Origin of the sequence: Clostridioides sp. ES-S-0049-02 (assembly GCF_020658465.1) — a bacterium.
Taxonomy (GTDB): domain Bacteria; phylum Bacillota; class Clostridia; order Peptostreptococcales; family Peptostreptococcaceae; genus Clostridioides.
On sequence record NZ_JACVWG010000018.1, the window covers coordinates 1 to 20,468 of the forward strand.

The following is a 20,468-nucleotide window of genomic DNA, read 5'->3' on the forward strand; positions in this document are numbered from 1 at the left end:
CACCTGTTTTAATTAAGTCTTCAACCTCCAAAAATGAATCATTTGTATAAGTATCACAATAAATAAATTCTTTTAATTCTTCTAGTAATATTTCATTAAAAATTAATTGTCCATTTTCATTAGTTGCTGTTTCTCTCTTACACAATATGTTTATTTGCTTTATACTGTCTTCTAATTCTAATACTTGTTGTTCTAAATTTTTTATAGTTACTTCAAGTATTACTTTTTCATCATTATTCTTAGTTATATCTGCTGCTACTTTGGCAGCATTAATAGTATCTTTATTTGTCTCATATGTCTTTTTAATACTATATAGTGCATTGATGGTAGAGTAGATTACTTGGAGTTTATTTTTATTGTCTCGTAATTCTTTTTTCTTTTTATTCTTTTCATCTATTAATTTTAACCACTCAACTTCTCTTAATTTAATCATCTCATTATACTTAAGTATTGCAGTCACTAAGCCTGTACTCATCTCACCATTCTCTAAAAAATAGGAGTAGTTTTCAATATATTTATATCCTGTTACAGTAGCTCCAATGATGTCCATCTCTTCATTTCCAACTAATGTCATTCTAGTGACTATTTCATCTGAATTTCTAGTCTTTTCATGTGATTTTATATAGTTATCATAAGATAATACTAATTCTATATTGTCTCCAAAGCTATCTACATCATATAAGTGTACTTTTTTGTTATATGTATCAAACTGAACTACACATCCAAATTCCTCTTTAATATCATTAATTAAAAAATCATGCCAATTACTATCTACACTTTCTTGCCACCTTACTTTCTCTCTTTTTTCTCCTGTCTCAGTAGTTTCATAACCTATTGAATCATCTACATTGCCTAAAGTCCATCCAGTTTCTTCTTTCATATAATCATTGAGACTTATTATTCCAGCGTCCTTATCTTCTGTAAATAGCTGTAGCCCCATATCTTCAATGTTTAAATTTATCTTACCCAGTTTAACTTCTGCGGATGTTGCTCTAATAACTTTATTCTTATATCCATCTTCTTTTATTTCTTTTATTACAAAATACTCTTTATTGTCTACACATATAAACCTTTCATTACTTATTTCATAATATAGTGGATTTATTGTTTTTTGAAATGAAAAGCGATTTGTTATAAACTTTGGTATGGTAAATTGAATTTCATCTGTACTATCAATGCTACGAGTTAAACTATCTATAAATTCTATTGGAACTTCACCCAGAATTTCTTTGTTAACTTTATGGAGGGTTATATTATACTCTCTTTGGATTTGTTTAATATTCACATTAAAATCCATGTTTTATCACCTTCTTTACATTAAAAAAGCCCATCACTAAAGATGGACTAAAATATTTTATTAATTGATTTATGGAAACAGTAGTGTTTAATATTTGCCTAAATATTGTATCAAGTTTAATAGCTTGTTACATATATGATAAAGCAAAAAACCACTCAAACGCCAATAAGAGTGGTTTCAAAAGATAAATTGATTTTTAATTAACTTTAAGGAAGCAATCACTCTTTGTATTAAGTAGATTAAATTCCTTGCTTTTATTATACCCTTAAATTTATTAATCTGCAATAATTATAGCTTGAATTAGTATAAAAAGAGCCACTTGTTTAAGGTGGCATAGATAAGTAGTAATTCTTGTTTAAAATATTTTTAATTTTCTGTTCTTTATATTATAACTTTATTCTACTCTCGTAGTCAATATAATATTAAATTCAACATGATGGTAAATTATGGTATAATATTTTTAGAGACTACATAAAAAAACTATTAGGGTGAATTTTCATATACATAAGCCTCCCATGTCAAATAAAGAGGGAGGTGATATTATGAAATATCTGATTTGTTTGCTAACGATAATAACATTTCTTACAACCATAACAATCAGTTTGATTAAATTGGTTCAGAATTTGAATAGACTCTTTAAAGAGATAGATGAGTTTAAGAAAACGTTGCAAAAAATTAAGAATCACCCGAATGGCAGTTCAGGTGATTCTACTTCAAATTAATGCTTTGCTTATTTTATGAAGAGACACCCTACCACAAATAGTTGTAGTCTCTTTTTTTATGTCTTTAATGATATAAATTTATATCATTTATATTACTATTATACTCCAATATTGTCATTATAGTCAATGTTGTCATTATCTTCATTAAATATTTTTTCTAAAATAAAAAAGCCATCCTGCAATAGAATGACTTCTTAGAACATAAGTCTCTTTAAATAAAGAGCGTGTTCGGAATGGTAATTATATTATATCATATTTAACAAAAAGAATCACTAGAATTTTCCAGTGACTCTTTTAATACATACGAACACCAATGAGATATTGTGGTAACTACATTATAACATATATTTTCATAATATTTTAATATTTAGTTTTTCTTACTATTTCTTTGGCAAGTTCATCTTGAGACTTTTTAATCATTTTTTCTACTTCTTTTAATATATCCCTATTCATAGTACCTTGTACACTAACTAATGGAGCATTGTAATTAAATTGATTTTGATTAGATTGTTGAGGTTGATAACTACGACCTCTAGGTACTGAATAATTGCTATATTCACCAACACCTAATTTATCTTGAATATCTAACATATCCTCCATTACTTTTTTAGCAATTTCAAGGTTACCAACTAATTCACTTTTTATAATAGCCCCTGTAGCCCCTAATCCATCACCATACTTATCAGCAAAATCAAGCAATGTTTGTTGTAAATCATGAACCTCACCATTTATGTCTGTAAATAATCCTGTATTTAATGCTTCTTTGATTAATCTAGCTAATTCTTCTTTAGTATACTTATTATCCAAATCTTCTTTAGCCTTATCTGCTTCATCTTGGAGTCTATCACTTTCATCATCATACATATCATTTACATCTTTATCAATCTGGTCTTGAACTAAATCTTCTAATGCTCTCTTAGCCTCTTCTAATTCTTTTCTTAATTCCTGTACTTTCTTTTGTCCTGATAGTGAACTATCTCTTTCAGCAATATCTAATTTCTTTTGAAGTTCCTCTATTTCTTTTGATTTATCATCATAATCACGTTTGTAATCAGCTTTATCTCTTGCCTTATTGTAGGCTTCCTTCTCTTTATTGAGTGCATCAAGACGTTTCTTAAGCTCATCATCTATTTGCTTTTTACGTTCTTCAATTTGCTTTTCATAGACTTTAGTTATCTTATCTTCTATTTCTTTAGTAGTTTCTAACTTTTCTTTTAATGCTGCTTTAATTGTAGCATCTAACTTAGCCATTTCTTTTTCAGCATCAGGAATTTTATCCATCATTAAATCTAAATAAGCATCAACTAATTCTTTTGCTTCATCAAAGTTATCATTACTTTGAAACAGCTTATCTAGTTGTTGAATGTAGTTAGTTATTGTACCATCATCTCTAAATTCAAATCCAAAACCTTGAAGTTTACCCTTTATTTCATTTTGACTTTGTTTCATGTAAGCCGTAGTTTCACTCATTTCTTTTTTCTGTTTTTCTAATAAATCTAGTTTTTGTTGAAGTAAATCATTTTTTTCAACTCCAAAAGCACTACCCATCAGTACGTCTAATAATTCAAGTTGATTATTAACTTCTTCGACATCTCTATTCATAGATGTCCATTCAGATTCTTTGTGAAGTTTCCAAGCCTCATTTCTTAATTCTCGTTCTGCTTTCGCTATATCCTTTGTGGCATTTACTACTTCTTGTTTTTCTTCAACTACTTTTGGTAGTTCAGTAAACATGATATCTAAATATTCATCACAATATTTCTTAGTTTCATCCCAAGCTTTTTTAGCATCTTCATATTTCTTCTTAGTCTTATCAGATGCTTTCTCTTTATTTGCTTCTGCTTCAAGTTTAGCTAATTCTTTTTCTTTTTTTATAGATAACTCTTCATAATTTGTCATGTTTCCATCAGAGTTAAACTTGAAACCTTTGTCACTCAATACCTTTTTAAATCTATTTGCTTCATCTTTTGTAAGAGATTCTTTTCTATTTAAAAGTCTTTCCTGCTCTTTATATAGTTCATTTTGTTTTTTAAGATAATTGAGTTTCTGCTCATTAGTAGCATTTTTCATTTGCTTATCTAGCAATGATAGTTCATTTGTTACTTTTGAAAGTTGATTCTCTAATTCTTTAAATAACTCTATTTCATACTTTATAATGGCATCGAAATTTTTATCTATTGGAGTGTCTTGAGTTAGTGTTTTAAGAGCTTTTATTGGTGCTGTTGCTCTTGATAATGCTCTTGAGAATAATGATGGTTTTGTTACAGGAGTTTCGTCACTTATTGGTACTGGTTCTGATGTTCTAGGCTGAGTTGATAGATTAGCTGGAATTGGAGTTCCTCCAGTAACAGAGGTCTGCGTTCCATTATCTTTGTCTGAATTATTTCCGCCACCACCAGAAGAAGTATTTGTTACTTTATTAGTTACAAATGTGGTAGTAAATGTTCTTCCTGCATAGTTCTCTTTAAATGAATCTATCTTCCTCATTAAGCCACTAATATTTTTTGCTGCTTGTGCAGTATATGCATTAAATTTAGTTGTAATAGTCTTCCCACCATATTTATTTACATAACTTTGTACTTTGGCTAATAAACCAGATACATTCTTTGCTGCTTGTGCAGTTTCAGTTCTAAATACAAGTGTTGATACTTTTAATGATAAATATTGTTTTACTCTAGCTATAAGCCCTGATATATTTTTTGCTCCTTGAGAAGTTTCTGCATTAAGATTTATATTATAGTTATTTTGACCAAACTCTTTGGCTTGTTGTCCTAATGATGCTATTTTACTTGCAGTATCTTCTAATCCAATAGCTCCTACAACTGGTTCAACTTTTTCACTATTAAGCTCATCCATTTTTTGTTTAGTACTGTCTAATTCATCTTTCCCTTGATTGTTTAAAGAAAGTTCTACAACTTTTATAGGAGATATACCTTGTATAAATTCAGCAGTTTGTTCTACTTCTTCTTTACCCTCAGTTTTTACATCAACAGTTGGAGTAGCCGTCTTACCATTTAACTCATCCATCTTTTGTTCAGTATTATTAAGTCCTTCTTCATTAGTAACTTGAGGACTTACAATTGGAATATAAGACTCATTACCATGCTCATCCAATATTCTCATACATTGAATAACTTTTTCGCTATTATTAACTTGAGGATTTAAATTAGGAGTATATGTCTTATTGCCATTTTTATCTAATGTCTCTATACATTCAACTACTTGCGATTCTCCATTTACTTCTGCATTTACTAAAAGTTCAGCATTAATCCCATCTCCATTTTGAACCTTATCAATGGTTTCTTCAGCTTCATCTTTGCCCTCAGTTTTTACTGTAAGTTCTGCATTATGATTTCCTTTTGCTTCATCTAAATCTTCTTTAGTTTTTTCTACTTCTTCTTTACCCTTAACTTCTATACCTAGCATTTTTTTTATATTGTCAGGCAGATTATTTATGTCATTTATATCTTCTAATACACTTGGATTAGCAATGGCCATTTTTAAAATAGCAGTTTTTTTATCTGGATACTTTTCTATGAGTTGATTTACTTTATTTATCTCACTAGGATTATTTACTATAAAATTATATATTAAATCTTTTTGTCCTTCTGGAGTATTATTATAAAGCTCTGTAGCACTTTGTATCTTCTCAGGATTTTCAACCATAAATCTAAGTATTTGTTTCTTTTGTTTTCCATCCTTTAAGCTATCATATAGTTTGATTCCATCTTGCAATTTATCTGGATTCTCTGATGCAAATTCTAAAGCTAACTTTTTAGATTTACTATCAGATATTCCATTATAAAATTTCTCAAAGGAATCTAATTGCTCTGGATTTTTTACTATAAAGTCTACTGCAACTTTTTTATCCTTTTTATCCAATCCATCAAGTAAGTTTTTGATATTTCCTATCTTATTTATATTTATACTTCCATCATTTATTTTTCCCTGTATTGATTCTGGAAGTTTATCATATAATTCTTTTAATTTTTCTAACTTTTCATTACCTTCAACACCAACATTATATTGAAGTCTTTTATTTTCTGGGATTTTCTTAATTGCTTCATCTAAACTTTTAACTCCTTGAAAAGCATCTCCTGAATTATTTATAAAATCAATTTTCTTTTCAGCAGGAACTTTTTCTAATGCACTATTTAAAGCATTTAGAGATTCAACAGAACCAGATATACCTTTACTTTCTATAGCTTTTTTTAAAGAATCTTTTGTGATATTCTTTTTATCATCATCACTTTTATTTTCATTTTTATCTAAGATATCCTGTAAAGCTTTTTTAGCTTCTTTGGCTTCTTTTTCTATCTCTTTTCTATCTGTCTTAAAATCAATTGGTATTTTAGGTCTATTCTCTTCCTTTTGATAATATTCAGCTAATTCTTTTAACTCTTCTTTACTTATTATTTGATTTTCTCCAATTTTTATTGGAGCATTTATTTCTTTTGGTTTAACTTTACCATTAAATATATCATTTAATTGATTTGCCACATAGTCAGGAAGTTTACCTTCATTTTGAATTGTAGTTGATACCTTCATTAGTATTTGTTGCTCAAACTCAGTAGCATTGTTATCTTTGCCTAAAATACCTCGTATCATTTCTTTTACTTGTTTAGGAAGGTTGGTATGTGTTTCACCTTCATTAATTTTAATTAAAGATGATATATCAATTTTTCCATCAGGATTATTTATCGCTTCACTAATAAAATTGTTCAAATCATCAAATTGACTTTTAAGTTTTACTGCTATTCCATTTCCATTTTCAAACTCAGCCGTAGATGAATCATAAGAAACCAAAAACGCATGTAATGCTTCTGCGGTAGCAGTAGATTCTCCACGAATGTTCTGTAATCCTTTTTCCAAGAGTTTCGTATCTATTGGTTCTTTACCAGCAGCTACTAAGGTTTTATTGATTTCTCTTCCTACTGCATCAACCGCATTGGCATATTCTACAGCGTCCCCACCAGCTTTATAATTTGTATTTGCCTCTTGCAGTCTTTTATTCCATTGTGCTAATTTAGGGTCGTTATCACTTATTATAGAACTCAATCTATCGAAACCTGATATAAGTACATCTTGTTCTGTAAGAGATATATCATGCCAATTAAATACATCCATTAGCTCATTGATTTGACTTTTAACATTATTTGTAGCATTTTTATAATTAGACTTTTCAGCTATTTTATCAAAAGATACTTGTTGTATTTCTGCTTCTGCAAGATTATATTCATCCATAAGTTCTTTTGCTTCTTGATTTTTCTCAGCAATTAAACTATTTCTTTTTTCATAAGCTTTTTTATATTCTTTTAATGATTTTTCAATTGATTTTGCTTTGATTCCATCACCTTTTCCAAAAGCTTTATCCAATTCTTTTTTATTCTTACTTAATTTTTCAATATATTTCGTGTCAAGAGCATCTATGTCTTCCTTTTGTTTAGGAGCTAAATTCATAGCGTTAAGACCAGTATTATATCTTTCAGTCTTTAAAAGCTCATTCTTTTCTTTAATGGCTAATTGTAATTTACCTATAGCCTCATCTAAAGAACCCGAAAATGCCAGTATGGGATTTCCCTCTTCATCATATCCAGCAACTAAATCAGGAGAAATATCGGCTATTTGCTTTTGTAACTGTTTAAATCTTTCAAGCTCATCAGATGTTTTATTAGTCTTATTATAAAGTTTATTATATTCTTCTGATAATGCTTTTAAACTTTGTTGTTGTTGAGATAATGTGCTAATTTCACTTTTAGTATTTTCTATATTTTCTCTATGCTTTTGAGCAGATATTTCATATCTTCTATTCCACTCATCATACTTTTGAATGAGCATTGTTATTCCAGATATAATCGCACCTATTGCAAATCCAGATAAAAGAGAACTTCCTATTGATGTCGCAAAGTTTTTAAACTTTGACCCCATACTCTTACCTAAATTAGATATTTCAGTAATAGAAGTTCTACCTGCTACTTTAAATTTATTCATAGCTCCTGTAGCACCATTTACTTCTTGCTTAACTTTACCATATGATGTTGCTAATTTTGATACCTTTTTTACACTTTCATCAGTGCCTTTATCAGCATTATTATTTATTGTTGTAGTTTGAGTTTGTGCTTTTTTCTCTTTGCTTTGCTCTCTTAATTTTTTTAGCATTGCAAATGATGTTATTGTAGCTGGTAATAACATATCCATTTTATCTAAAGATTTTATAACTTTATCTATACCTTCAGATAAGCTGATTAATCCATCTAACATACCATATATCATATCAGAATTAGCTAATGTGCTAAATATAGATACCCAAGTTTCCTTTAAATGATTTAATCTACCTGCAAGACTATCTAAGTATTGTTTGTTCTCAGTCTCCAATCTGTTATCGTAAAGGCTTTTTATCCTCTACTTCTGGGAGTTTCCTCGCATTATAGTATGTCCTTTCATACTCAGTTCAGCATACATTTTCATCTTCAACATTACTTGTTAAGATGGTGAACACTCGTGGAGAGATTATATTTATTCACTCTCTATGCGTTACAGTTGTAAATAGCCTTACGCAATCTATTTACTTACCTCGGTGTCAACATATCTAAGACTTAGCCTTCACCGATTTTGCTCACTCATAATATTAATTATTTCTAATTAACACGCCAAAAGTTTAGCACTACCAAACTGTAAACCTTGTGAAAATTCTTTCCTTATTTCTTTAAAAGTTTCATAATTCTTTCATACCCTCTGTTTCCAGATATTTAAAAGGGAATAGACTATACCACTATCTTGATATAAGATACCTATTGGTAGTCGTTGCGACCTTTCCTTATTCATAAGAACTTAGGACTATGTCTCAGGATTACCCAATCTTTAATCTTGTTACCATATCATTGTAATTAGCAATGCCACATTTTGATTTCTCTAATGCTTGGTAATTAAAGCTCTAAGGGTTTTCCCTGATATTCTAGGTTTTCTTTATATATCACTATATAAAGGGGCTATTATGTTAACCCATTAAGGACTGGAATATAGCAGCTTGTTGCTTCACATTGTTATCGTAAAGGCTTTTTATCCTCTACTTCTTATAGTTTCCTATAAGGTCAGCATATATTTTCTACTTAATTTAAGTAGTCGAACACTCGTGGGAATATTATTGCTTCCTTCTATTGCTCAATTCCTATGCGTTACGGTTCTAGGTGGTATTCCTAGTTACCTCGGTGTTAACATATCTTATGACTTAGCCTTCACCGATTTTGCTCGATAATAATTCTAAATATCACTACTTAGAACGGCAAATAATTTACCTGCAATTGCTTCTGCCAATCCTTTTTGTTCATCCTCTCTAAGCTCATCCCATTTACTTTTGACCTCATCTAATACTTCAACCATATTCTTTAATTCGCCAGTATCTTTATTCTTATATATTGTAATACCAGCTATTTCTTTCAATCCCATTGCAGTTTTATTTAGCTCAAGATTTCCGTCTTTGGCATTTATTTTCATACCTGCTAAATTTATTGCGACTGATTTCAGCCCATTACCTACCTTTTCAGGATTTTGTCGATATCTTCAATTAGGTTCGTTAATCCTAACCAGTTCTCTTATGAACTTCTTTATATCTCTATAAAGACGAGACTATATCTTCATCCTATAAGGATGCTCTCTGTTTCGATTCACTTGAATCTACATAATAGTCGTTGAACCTTCTCCCATACGGAGCTTGGATGCTGATTGTCCAATCTAACTAATTTTTAAACATTCACATTTATTGTTTCCAATTATGTTGTAGTTTAGTTAGATCTAAGGAGTTTCCAGCAATTAAAAGAGTTTTTAACTATATATTACTATATAGTGCGACCTAAATTAATCGCTTCATTTGTCGCTGTTATCATACCTACAGTCGATTTCTTCACATAGATTCGTTACTTCTATGCAGTTCTCCTATGAACTTCTTTATATCTCTATAAAGACGAGACTATATCTTCATCCTATAAGGATGCTCCCCATTTCCATTCACTTGAATGTACAATTAGTCGTTGAACCTTCATCTGTTAAGATGCTTGGTTGCGGATTATCTAATCTTAAGTATTTTTACTCTACCTTTGGAGTTACCCATTGCCGCTAAGTATATTTCTATCTTAGTTTAGTAACTTAAGCTCTAAAGACTTTCCCGCAGTTAAAGGAGTTTTTAACTACATATTACTATGTAGTGCGACCTAATTTAATCGCCTAAACTGACACCGTATTCATGAAGTACTGAACCTCCACGTTTCATCGCTTCTGCAACACCTGCTGTTCCAATTGCATAGTTATTTCCTGCATAGTTTCAAATTGTTATCCTACAAGCTTTTTATCTTGTAGTTCTTACATTTCTTGTTCATGTAAGTTCAGCATATATTTTCATCTTCAGCACTATCTGTTAAGATGGAGGACACTCGTGGGAAAATTCTATTCTATACTATTTTAAACATAAAAATAGCATAGGTTCATTTCCTATGCGTTACGGTGATTAAAGTTTTTTAATTCTTCAATTTACCTCGGTGGTAACATCTCAGCCTTCACCGATTTTGCCCCCTCATAATATTAGAAATTTCTATCTAACACGCCAAACAATTTAGCATATCCATTGCAGCAGTTAATTCTGTTGTTTTCTTTGTGGTATTTCCAACCTGTACTTCCATTTCTTTAAGTGGTTCTATTCTAAATCCATTGATTATCGTATTCACCGCAGATGAACTGTCCTCAACAGACATATCTCCGACATTAGCTAAAATCATAGATTGCCTTGCGGCTGCTATACTTTCTTGCATACCCCCGATTCCAGCCTGTAAAGATGCTGCTATTGATTCTTGAACTTGTGATGTTGTCATTCCAACTTCTTTAGCCGTCTGATTAGCCTTATTTCTTATTTCATCCAGTTTTTGTACCGAATTTATGTCAACTGGGTCAGCAACCTTTTTTAAATCTGTCATAGTTGCATCTAATTCTTTATAAGTTGATACAACACCTCTTATTGCATTTTGTAATTGCATTGCCGCCATATTACCAAGTGTAAAGTAAGAAAAACTACGTGTAAAATCATTAAAAAATTTATTTACACCTTTTCCACTTGAACTTAATGCAGTAGTTGACTTATTCATATTATTTATAGCTCTTTGAATTTGTTCTAATTTACTAACTTTTTGGTCTAAGGGTAAATTAGCTAATTGCATTAATTCTTTTTCAAGCTTTTCGATTCCTGATGTTGACTGTCCTAGTTCTAATGCACTTTGTTTTAATCTTTTTAAATCAGATATCGCTTTGTCAAAATTAAATTGAAACTCTGATTTTGTCTTAGAAACATTGGCCGCACTTTGAACTTCTTTAAGCCTTAATTCTAAATTTTCTAAATCAGCAATTGCTTTTTTTAAATCATCTCCAGTTAAATTTTTTAAATCAAGACTTTTTAATTTTTCCGCTTGAGATAACAAACCTCCTAAAACATTCTTATCTGCATATTGATTTCCACTAAGTTGTTTTAGTTTATTTATAAAACCATCAACACTTTTTTGCATTGAGTTAAATTGAGATTCTACCTTAGAATTAATTTCAGGAATTTTAAAATTTGCAAATTCAGTTTGAATACTTTTTATATCCGTTAATAATTTAGACATTCCTCTAAATGTTAAATTCTCTAACTTTATATTTGATAGAGTTGATAACTTATTTAAAAATAAATCTAATGTTGCAATTTGGGCATTATCCAGATTTGCACTTTGTTTGAATTTAGATATTTGGTTCTGCATTCTTTGCATATCCGCTTGTGCTTTTTGAAAGGTTGATGCTAATGAACTCTTCATGGTTTCTGAAGCTGCATTATCTATATTTATTTTTCGTGGAACTGTTTTTAAGGCATTTCCCACAGAATTTATTTTTTCTTTAACTCTTGATAATTGTTGTTCTAGTTGTGCGTAAGATTGTATATTTGTTGTCTTAGAAAATTCTTTTTCCAATCTAGTTTTTTCATTCATCAAAGTTTTATACTGAGACAATAAATTATTAATACCATTATCAGCTATTTTAAATCCGCCTAAATCGGTTTTTACTCTTGATATGCCTGATAGTAAATTTGACATCCCTTTAAAGTCTAATGCTTTTAATTCTGTTTTTGATAATCTGTTTAATTCTGCTGAATATTTATTCAACTCACGTAGCTGAGTATCATCTAAAAATTTTGTTTGTTTGAATTTTTCAATCTGACTTTGAGTTTTTTGTATATCAGCCTGAGCTTTCTGAAATGTTGATGATAATGACCTTTGCATACTATCAAAAGCATTATCATTTACATTAGTTTTTTCTTTTAAATTGTCTAATGCAGAACCTAAATTTGTAATTTGGTTCATAGTCCTTGTTAATTGTCCATTTAATTCTGTATATGATTGAGTATTTGTAGTCTTGGACATTTGTTTTTCAATTGCATTTTTTTTGTTAATTAGCTTCTGATAATCTGATATCAGATTATTTACACCTGAATTAGAACTTTTAGCTGATTTACCACCAAATAATCCATTTTGGGTTTTTGCACTTAAAGCATTGATTTTAGTTAAAACACTTTCTAATTGTTTCAAATTGTTTAATGAAGATGTATTCATCTCCACATTTAACTTTATATTATTTTCTTTCGCTGAAGTCTGTAATGATTTCAGTTGGGCTTTAGCTTTTTCATCATCAAGTTCTATGCTGGTCTTAATTTTAAACTCTGACATTAAATCACACTCCTTTTTTTACATAAAATAGACAGTCAATTGACTGTCTATAAAATATTTCTATTTTAATTGTTCTGGTATTTCTTCATAAATCATATCCTGTATTTTTAAAGCAGAATTAAATAATTCATCACACTCTTCTTCATTATATTCTAATTTTTCACCTTGATTTAAAATGTTCTCATATATGTCCAATCCTTGATTTAAAATTTTTTTTACATTCAATGTTTTTTTTAAGACCTCTGCTTTTTCTTCTTTAGTCATATCTTTATAGTACTCATCGTTTTTGATTTCATATTTAACATACTTCTTTAGTCTATTTATATTTATATCATTTATAATCTTTCTTTTTTCCTTTAATGCTTCTTTAGCTTTATTCAGCGTTTTTTCATCAAAGGTAACTTTCACTACTCTTCTATTAGTTATATCCCCCTCAAATTCTCTATTATCATTTTCATGATAAACCCCTTTAAATATTTCATCATACCACTCCCAAATAATATCATCAAGAATTTTTTCTAAGTTACTATATTCTTTTTCACACTTAGCTAATTCTTCATCAGATAAATCATCACTACATCCTACAACTCCAAATCCTAAAACACCAATCATTAAAATCAATAATATCTTCTTAAACATAATATTCCCCCATTCTGATATATTAATTATATCAATAATATATAAACATTGACATTATATTATTGAAATGAAAGTGCATAATCACCATCTTTATTATATACATCTATTTTTTGTTCCAATCTAACTATATATGAACTAAAATCTATATAATTTTCTTTTGAAGAGGTGTTGTCTAATTTAAAAGACCTTATTATATTCTTTATAGTTTCTTTTTGTTCAGATGTCATCTCATCTATAATTAAAATTATGTTTATGTTCATTTTAAAAGATTTTCTTAATTCACTTTCAAAATCTCTATATATAGCCATTTGCTTTATATTTGGGTTCAATTCTTTCATCCATCGGATAATTTTCTCATTCACTTGTTCATTAGATTCAACATATGTCATTATTTTTTCTATCCAACTTTTAATAGTTTTATCTCTAAGTTTATTATCTGTAATAATACTAAATGCAGATGCAAATCTCATTAATTGCGGAATTACTTGACCATTTAAATAAGTAAACTTTTCTGACGCTCTTACTTTACCCTCTCCATAACATTCGTATTCTATTAGATTTAATTTTAGTGGAGCTTTTTTAGAACTTTTATCATATGAAATCAGTAACGCATCAGGAATACTTTTAATTCCTTTTATATTTTCTGAATTATCATTTTTTACTCCTGATGTTGAAAATGCCCTATTTTCAGATATTAACACACTGTTTTCTTCTGTAAAAGGAAATAATTGATAAAAATGTTTAGTAACCAAAGGTTCTAATCCTCTTTGAATGTCAGTTTCACTTTTAAAATTTATAGTTTGAAAAGTCCCCATAATCTTAATTTCTTCCTCTGTATCAACTATTGTTTTCTCATCTACATCATCTTCAGAATTATTATTTATTTTACTATCTATATATTCATAAATATCACATATTTTTTTAGTTTTATTAGCTTTGAATTTTTTATTTAATAAATTAATAGCCTTCTTATCATTAAATGGTTTAGAACCAATTAAAAATTTTAACCCCCATCTATCGTGACATTCTTTTAAAATATTTAGATTAAATGGCTTACAGTATTCCATTTTTTCTACTCTAAAGCAATGCTTATATTTTTCTACATCTTCCCAATTAGGTCTATAATCCGTTATATCTCCTAGTAATCCTCTCGCACCACAATAACTCGTTTTATCTATTCTTACAGCAAAATAAATTATATCACCTTTATTTTGTCCTCTTTTAGTAAAACCAGCTATACTTTCATTTATACATAAATAGTAATTATCTATTATATCTCCACAATGTAACACTCTTGTGTCTCCCATAAATTTTCCTCCTATACTCTGATACTTTAATTATATCAAGTATAAATGGTAAAATATACCAATATTCGCTAAAATATATCATTAGGCTAAAAATTCATTTGCAATATATTAATCTGATATTGATATTTTAACATCTATATATTGTGTATACAATTTTTTTGATTATATTATTAATTTATAAAATCATTACTAACATTTAAATATGTATACTGCACATTTTAGAATCTAATTATTTTCAACTATTAATCTGGCTAAACACCAAATAAAATGTTCCTCCCAGGAACACTTGTTGAAATTCCAACACTTTCAGTATAAAAAACAACCTCTTATATTCGATTCTAAGCAATCAAGGTATAAACACAAATAATCATTTTCAGAAAGCCTTAGAGAATCTTACACGAGGTCAATTTCTTCAGCAGTTTTTCATTTCTCTCTATTTCCTTTTGACTTGGTTTACTAAATACTTGCCTTATAAATAATTCAGCATCTTTGCCTGATAATTCAGGTGTTGCTTGTATTGGTTTAATTTTATATTTACTCATATTATCACCTACACATTTATACAATAAAAATAATCTTCTATTAGCAAAATAACAGAAGATTACTTCTTTTTAAAATCGCCAATGATGGCGATTATTTATTATTTTTAATTAAATCCCCAGTGTTGGCGATTCTCTAATTCTTCCAAGTATATATGTCATCTATTTCTTCCAAAGTATCAATCAAAGCATGCACTTCATTAAATTTAGATACGGGTATATCTTCCCACTTAGCTACATTATATCTTGCAAAAATCTTAGTAGCTGTAGTTCTATAATCATAGTCATTTGCATTAACATTATATCCTTTAATATTAGATAGTTTTAACTTTAATAATTTTGATAACATAGCTGTGTTTTTAGACCTAAATCCAATTAAATCTTTTATATTATCAATTTGTTTCTTATTATTTTTTTCCATTACATTAAATCTATCATTGACATATTGTTCTACTGCTTTGAACCCTCCAAGTATTCCACCATGTATCATTTGAGAGTAATAATCTTGGTTGATATTGTATGTACCAGTTTTTCTTATTGATGGTAAAACCTCATCAGTGACCCAATCTTGAAATCTCTCTGCTTCTTCTTTTCTTGATTTAAAAATCAACTTATATACTCCACTTTCTGTTAAAAAATTTTCTCCTGTATTGTGTAATTTTCTAAAGTCCTTATCTCGGACATTAGAGTTTCTTAATAATACTACTTGTTTATCATTCATTTTAGACAAATGATTTCTTGTTGCACTTTCACTTAATTCTAAGCATTTTGCTACATGTTTTGGATTAAATAAAACTTTTCCTTCGTATTCAAATACTTCTACTTCTTTTCCTTCAAAAACCATTAAATTATTCATATTCTAATCTCCCTTTTATTTTATTGACTAAAGAGATTAGAATATAGATAACATTAGACTAATCTCTTTAGTCTTATTCTTATTTAATTATCAATGTTATCTTTTAGATTTGTTAACTTAGAATTGCATCCATGATTTGCTTTTTAGAAATGATTATATTATTTTAACTTAACAAATTTTTTCTTCTATAACTGAAATCCACTCGTTCTTTAACTCTTCAACGTCATTCTCGAATAATTTACATGCTATCTCATACAATTGAGGTATCATGTTCATTTCTCTTTCAATATAATCTATCTTATTTTTAATCTTAGGTTTAATATCACAATTATTAATTCTTCTCTTCAAATCGAGGTGATATTTTTTCTCGAATTCACTATATAACAAATTCCATCTTTTACTAAAACTCTTAGGTTCTGCTTTATATTTAACTATCTGATTAATCCTCTTTGACACACTCCCCATAGATAAATCTAGGGGATTCTTGGTGACTAACTCACTTTTTTATACTTAAACAGTACAACAGAGGTGGTTACAAAGCCAAGCTACTTATGGACGGTGTCTTCGCCACTACTACCTTATATGGTAGATACTTTTAAATTAATTGGTTGTTTATGCTTTATTCTAAAATCTATTAAATCACATTTATGTTTTTTATTTAAAATATTCCAAGCACCAACTATATCTCTATGAGTTTTATAGCCACAAGCACAACTATAGGTTCTACCTTGTGGTTTGTGTTTTTTAGAACACTTTGGACAAGTTTGAGAAGTATAATTTTCCTTAACTAATTTAACTTCGATACCTTGCTCTTTAGCTTTATATTTGATATAGTATTTGATTCGACCATACTCCATTTGAGATATTTTCTGTCTATTAACTCTATTCAATCGTTTCTTTTTCTTTGTGTTTTTCTCAATCCCTTTTATATCGCCTAAAACTATTTCACATACTTGTTGCTCTACACAAAAGTCTATAAACTTTTTCGTTGTTTGGTGATATAAATTCATTAATTGATTATCTGTTTTAGTTCTAATAATGTTTTTTAATTTCCATAATCTCTTAGATTGTCTACTACCTGTTTTGCATCTACTTAATCTTTTAGAAATATAAGCATACATTTTATTTCTAAATTGCTTAATACTTCTGCCTTCTCTATTAGATATTATAAGTCCTATACCTTCATTAGTTACACTGGCTATTGAGTGTATTTCTCCTAAATCAACACCTATGGTATTAGTGCCTTCGGCTACAACCTCATCTAATCCATTGTCAAAAGTGTAGTATAAATAATAACCATTTCTCCATACTATTTCGGCAGTTTTAATATTCGGGATACTAAAATCTAATTCTAAGTATCTACCAGCACTTAGAGTCAATTTTAGATTACCTAATTTATTTGTTGATATACTTTGACCTTTGAATGGAATTATGTAAAACTTCTTTTCTTTATATGGATATTTAGCTTTCAAATCACCATTTTTTCTTAGCTTAGATATAGTTAATCTGTTTACACAAAATTTATCTGTTATAGCATTTACATTATGTCTAGCTAAATTGAATTTACCTGCTATTTGCTTTTGTATTTCATATTTATGAATCCATTCCTTATTCTCAAAATAATAATGCTTTGATATTCGAACAATTTCATTCCAACAATTAGCACTTTCCATTTGCTTCTCTCTTACTAGTTCAAATTGTGATTTAGTTAATTTTAATTTTACTCTATAAGTCTTTATCATTTATTCTTGCTCCTTAATTGTTGACTCTATATATATTGTTTGACAACTTCCAAAGAAACAGAACCAACAGTACCACAGAAGTAGCTATTAGTCCATAAAGTAGGCATACTACTTTTTAGATGTGGGAAATTCTCTCTTAACACCTTTGAGCTAAATCCCTTTAATCCTTTCACTACTTTGTGGATACCATGTTTTCTTATTGTAGGCAATACTTCATTCGTAACCCATCTTTTGATTTTTTTAGCTTCTGTCAACTTAGAGCTTAAGATTAAACTATATAATCCACTCTCATTAACAATTGTTAAAATTTGTTTTCCTCTAAGGGTGTCGCATTTCGCTACCCCTTTATCATCTTCATCAATATGCTTTTTTAAAGCATCTCTTGAATTGGAATATCCTAACATTTTAGCTACATCTTTTCCCACAAACCAAGGTTCTCCATCTTTTTCTAACACTCTAATTTCACCAAACTGCTCATTTTTAAATACTTCTACTTTCATTTCATTTTCCATTAAACCATCTCCCTATTTTATTTATTTTTACTAGAGAGACTAGAACAATATTGATTCTACATGCTAATCTCTCTAGCAATATTCTTATTATGTAATTATCAATATTATCTTATATGTTTGAATTCTTTTGATTGAACCTTGATATGTATTTTGATATGACTTAGCAAACTTCACTAAGTTCTATGACAGGCAGTACTCCTATTGACTTAAGTTTCTTATATATCATCAATCTTCCTTTTTGAGTCCATTTAGTATTCATCTTAACATCATGTGTTCCATCAGCCCTTACAATATCTATTGTGTCAGAATGGGTATATCCTTTAGCCTGATAGTCGCTATACAATAACCACTGACCGCTTTGTTTAAATTGAATTCCTAACTCATTCAATTTGTTATTCATAGCCTTACCACTCATGCCATAATCTTTAGCTATTTGAGTTATAGTTACTAATCCTTTATTTCTAAGTATCAAATCTGTATAATCTGCTTTTGGTTTAAGTTCACCTATGATTTGTTTTTGCTTATTATTTGCCTCCTCTAAAGCTTTTCTCTTTTCTTTCTCTTCTTTTAAGTCTGTTGCAAGTCTTATGATTGTGTCTGGATTAGATAATATTTCTTCTATCTTTGTGTCAGTTAGATATGCTCCATGTTTACGGATAGTTGGTATTACATCTGTAGCTAACCATTTTTGAAATTTTAATGCTGCTTCATTTTTAGCTTTCATTCCTAACATATAAAAAAGTGATTCTGGTATGTAATCATCTTTCCCCACTTGTGGGGAAAATCCAATTTCAACTATAAATCCATTCATTCTTTCCCATTTTGGATATATTTTATTATTTTTTTCTTGATACCATCCAAATCCTACAGCTGTGTCTTCAGCATTGACACCTATACTTCCATCCTCATAACTTATAGTTCTAACACCCATCCCTAACTCTTCATTTCTAAATACTTCTACTTTAACTTCATTTTGATTCATTGAATCCCACCTTTCAATTTATATTATTGTTACTGTATTTTTATTATAATATATATCTTATTATATCGCAACTACTTTTTGAAAAAGATGGGATTTTTTTGAATCATCTTATGATTTTCTGTATCTTATAAACAATGTTCTTTGCCATACATTGTTAAATGTATTTGTATCAATCAATGTTGTTGTACATTGAGAAACAATCTAAACTCTCTATGTTTTATTCCACAGGTACTCCTAATCCATTCATCGTAGATTTGAAGCACAAAGGAATCTCAGCTCTTACTTTAGTTTCACTTTCACTCATTATATTTGTCTTAGGTCTAAAGTTAGGCTCTTTTCTAGTACCACCTGCTGCCCAAACTTTACCTTTTTCTAATCTAACCATTGGAAATGCTGGGTTTTTACTAAATACATCAAACCATCTTCCGTTATTCTGTATTTCGGAGACAACAGAATTAGAGGAAAGCTCTGTTACATCTACAGAATTTAATAAGTCATAAGTTCTACCACCCCATAAATCAGGACGCCAAACACCTCTAGGAGTATAATCAGAATAAACTTGCTTGTTTACTTCTTCTTTCATTATCTCTTTCATCTTTTTACCAACTTCAGGCATAGATGCTTTAATTTGATTATTAGTATAGGCAACTAACTCATCTAAAGACTTAAATACCATTTAATTCACTACCTTATCTTTGATATTATTCATCTTTTCAATTTCCTCAGTCTCTTTAAGTACTCTATCTTGTAATATATCATTTTTTAACTGACCTAACTTAACCTCAGTATTCATTAATAAAGATGCAGTTAATTCATTTTCTATTTGGCCTATATAATACATCACAGTTTCTAATTCATTAGATATATTACCATTTATCAAATCTTCTATTTCAATATTTATCTCTATATTAGTCAACTTATCAACCAACATTTTAAGAATATCTTCTTGAGACAATGCTAAATCTGGATTTTCCATACCGACCCATATTTTATTTAATATATCTTCCTTAGTTTTCTTATCAGGATTTCTAACTTCTATATATTCTTCTTTACCATTCTCATCTACAAATGGTATTATAGCTCTAACTTCATCTTGCATTAATTTATCTACTTGTATCTTATTCATATCTATCTCT

13 protein-coding genes and 2 pseudogenes are annotated in these 20,468 nt (G+C 29.0%); all 15 read right to left on the reverse strand.

Annotated elements, in window-relative coordinates:
- A partial coding sequence (locus tag IC213_RS18745) for a phage tail protein (RefSeq protein WP_227863433.1) occupies nucleotides 1–1,297 on the reverse strand: 1,297 nt, incomplete at its 3' end.
- A 1,082-nt stretch (nucleotides 1,298–2,379) separates the two neighbouring features.
- Complete coding sequence (locus IC213_RS18750; RefSeq protein WP_227863434.1) at nucleotides 2,380–8,394, reverse strand: hypothetical protein; 6,015 nt, start codon at nucleotides 8,392–8,394, stop codon at nucleotides 2,380–2,382.
- Between the two features lie 885 nt (nucleotides 8,395–9,279).
- Complete coding sequence (locus IC213_RS18755) at nucleotides 9,280–9,513, reverse strand: hypothetical protein (protein ID WP_227863435.1); 234 nt, start codon at nucleotides 9,511–9,513, stop codon at nucleotides 9,280–9,282.
- Between the two features lie 1,094 nt (nucleotides 9,514–10,607).
- A complete protein-coding gene (locus tag IC213_RS18760) occupies nucleotides 10,608–12,755 on the reverse strand; it encodes a hypothetical protein (RefSeq protein ID WP_227831957.1) in 2,148 nt (715 codons plus the stop codon).
- 60 nt (nucleotides 12,756–12,815) lie between these two features.
- Complete coding sequence (locus tag IC213_RS18765; protein ID WP_227831956.1) at nucleotides 12,816–13,394, reverse strand: hypothetical protein; 579 nt, start codon at nucleotides 13,392–13,394, stop codon at nucleotides 12,816–12,818.
- Between the two features lie 59 nt (nucleotides 13,395–13,453).
- Entirely contained in the window at nucleotides 13,454–14,701 is a 1,248-nt protein-coding gene (locus IC213_RS18770) for a hypothetical protein (RefSeq protein WP_227831955.1), read from the reverse strand.
- Between the two features lie 383 nt (nucleotides 14,702–15,084).
- Nucleotides 15,085–15,243 (reverse strand): hypothetical protein, encoded by a 159-nt coding sequence (locus tag IC213_RS18775; RefSeq protein ID WP_227863436.1) that lies wholly within the window; start codon nucleotides 15,241–15,243, stop codon nucleotides 15,085–15,087.
- Nucleotides 15,244–15,376: 133 nt separating this feature from the next.
- Nucleotides 15,377–16,096: a BRO family protein gene (locus IC213_RS18780; RefSeq protein WP_227863437.1), complete on the reverse strand. Its 720-nt coding sequence runs from the start codon at nucleotides 16,094–16,096 to the stop codon at nucleotides 15,377–15,379.
- Nucleotides 16,097–16,264: 168 nt separating this feature from the next.
- Complete coding sequence (locus IC213_RS18785; protein WP_227863438.1) at nucleotides 16,265–16,552, reverse strand: hypothetical protein; 288 nt, start codon at nucleotides 16,550–16,552, stop codon at nucleotides 16,265–16,267.
- Between the two features lie 122 nt (nucleotides 16,553–16,674).
- Nucleotides 16,675–17,838: an RNA-guided endonuclease TnpB family protein gene (locus tag IC213_RS18790; RefSeq protein ID WP_227863439.1), complete on the reverse strand. Its 1,164-nt coding sequence runs from the start codon at nucleotides 17,836–17,838 to the stop codon at nucleotides 16,675–16,677.
- 26 nt (nucleotides 17,839–17,864) lie between these two features.
- Nucleotides 17,865–18,032: pseudogene (locus IC213_RS18795) on the reverse strand (IS200/IS605 family transposase); the annotation flags it as partial.
- Nucleotides 18,033–18,053: 21 nt separating this feature from the next.
- A pseudogene (locus IC213_RS18800) lies at nucleotides 18,054–18,350 on the reverse strand (Bro-N domain-containing protein); the annotation flags it as partial.
- 160 nt (nucleotides 18,351–18,510) lie between these two features.
- Entirely contained in the window at nucleotides 18,511–19,332 is an 822-nt protein-coding gene (locus tag IC213_RS18805; protein ID WP_227863440.1) for a phage antirepressor KilAC domain-containing protein, read from the reverse strand.
- 217 nt (nucleotides 19,333–19,549) lie between these two features.
- Nucleotides 19,550–20,008: a hypothetical protein gene (locus tag IC213_RS18810; RefSeq protein ID WP_227863441.1), complete on the reverse strand. Its 459-nt coding sequence runs from the start codon at nucleotides 20,006–20,008 to the stop codon at nucleotides 19,550–19,552.
- Nucleotides 20,009–20,458 carry a hypothetical protein gene (locus IC213_RS18815; RefSeq protein ID WP_227863442.1) on the reverse strand — a complete coding sequence of 150 codons (450 nt, stop codon included), beginning with the start codon at nucleotides 20,456–20,458 and terminating at the stop codon, nucleotides 20,009–20,011. It abuts the gene before it with no gap.
- Between the last annotated feature and the right edge of the window lie 10 nt (nucleotides 20,459–20,468).

Excerpts from the sequence above, each read along its gene's own strand:
- IC213_RS18810 (WP_227863441.1), bottom strand. The coding sequence starts at position 20,008 with ATGGTATTTAAGTCTTTAGATGAGTTAGTTGCCTATACTAATAATCAA.
- IC213_RS18755 (WP_227863435.1), bottom strand. The coding sequence starts at position 9,513 with ATGAAAATAAATGCCAAAGACGGAAATCTTGAGCTAAATAAAACTGCA.
- IC213_RS18805 (WP_227863440.1), bottom strand. The coding sequence starts at position 19,332 with ATGAATCAAAATGAAGTTAAAGTAGAAGTATTTAGAAATGAAGAGTTA.
- IC213_RS18760 (WP_227831957.1), bottom strand. The coding sequence starts at position 12,755 with ATGTCAGAGTTTAAAATTAAGACCAGCATAGAACTTGATGATGAAAAA.
- IC213_RS18765 (WP_227831956.1), bottom strand. The coding sequence starts at position 13,394 with ATGTTTAAGAAGATATTATTGATTTTAATGATTGGTGTTTTAGGATTT.
- IC213_RS18775 (WP_227863436.1), bottom strand. The coding sequence starts at position 15,243 with ATGAGTAAATATAAAATTAAACCAATACAAGCAACACCTGAATTATCA.
- IC213_RS18780 (WP_227863437.1), bottom strand. The coding sequence starts at position 16,096 with ATGAATAATTTAATGGTTTTTGAAGGAAAAGAAGTAGAAGTATTTGAA.
- IC213_RS18770 (WP_227831955.1), bottom strand. The coding sequence starts at position 14,701 with ATGGGAGACACAAGAGTGTTACATTGTGGAGATATAATAGATAATTAC.
- IC213_RS18815 (WP_227863442.1), bottom strand. The coding sequence starts at position 20,458 with ATGAATAAGATACAAGTAGATAAATTAATGCAAGATGAAGTTAGAGCT.
- IC213_RS18790 (WP_227863439.1), bottom strand. The coding sequence starts at position 17,838 with ATGATAAAGACTTATAGAGTAAAATTAAAATTAACTAAATCACAATTT.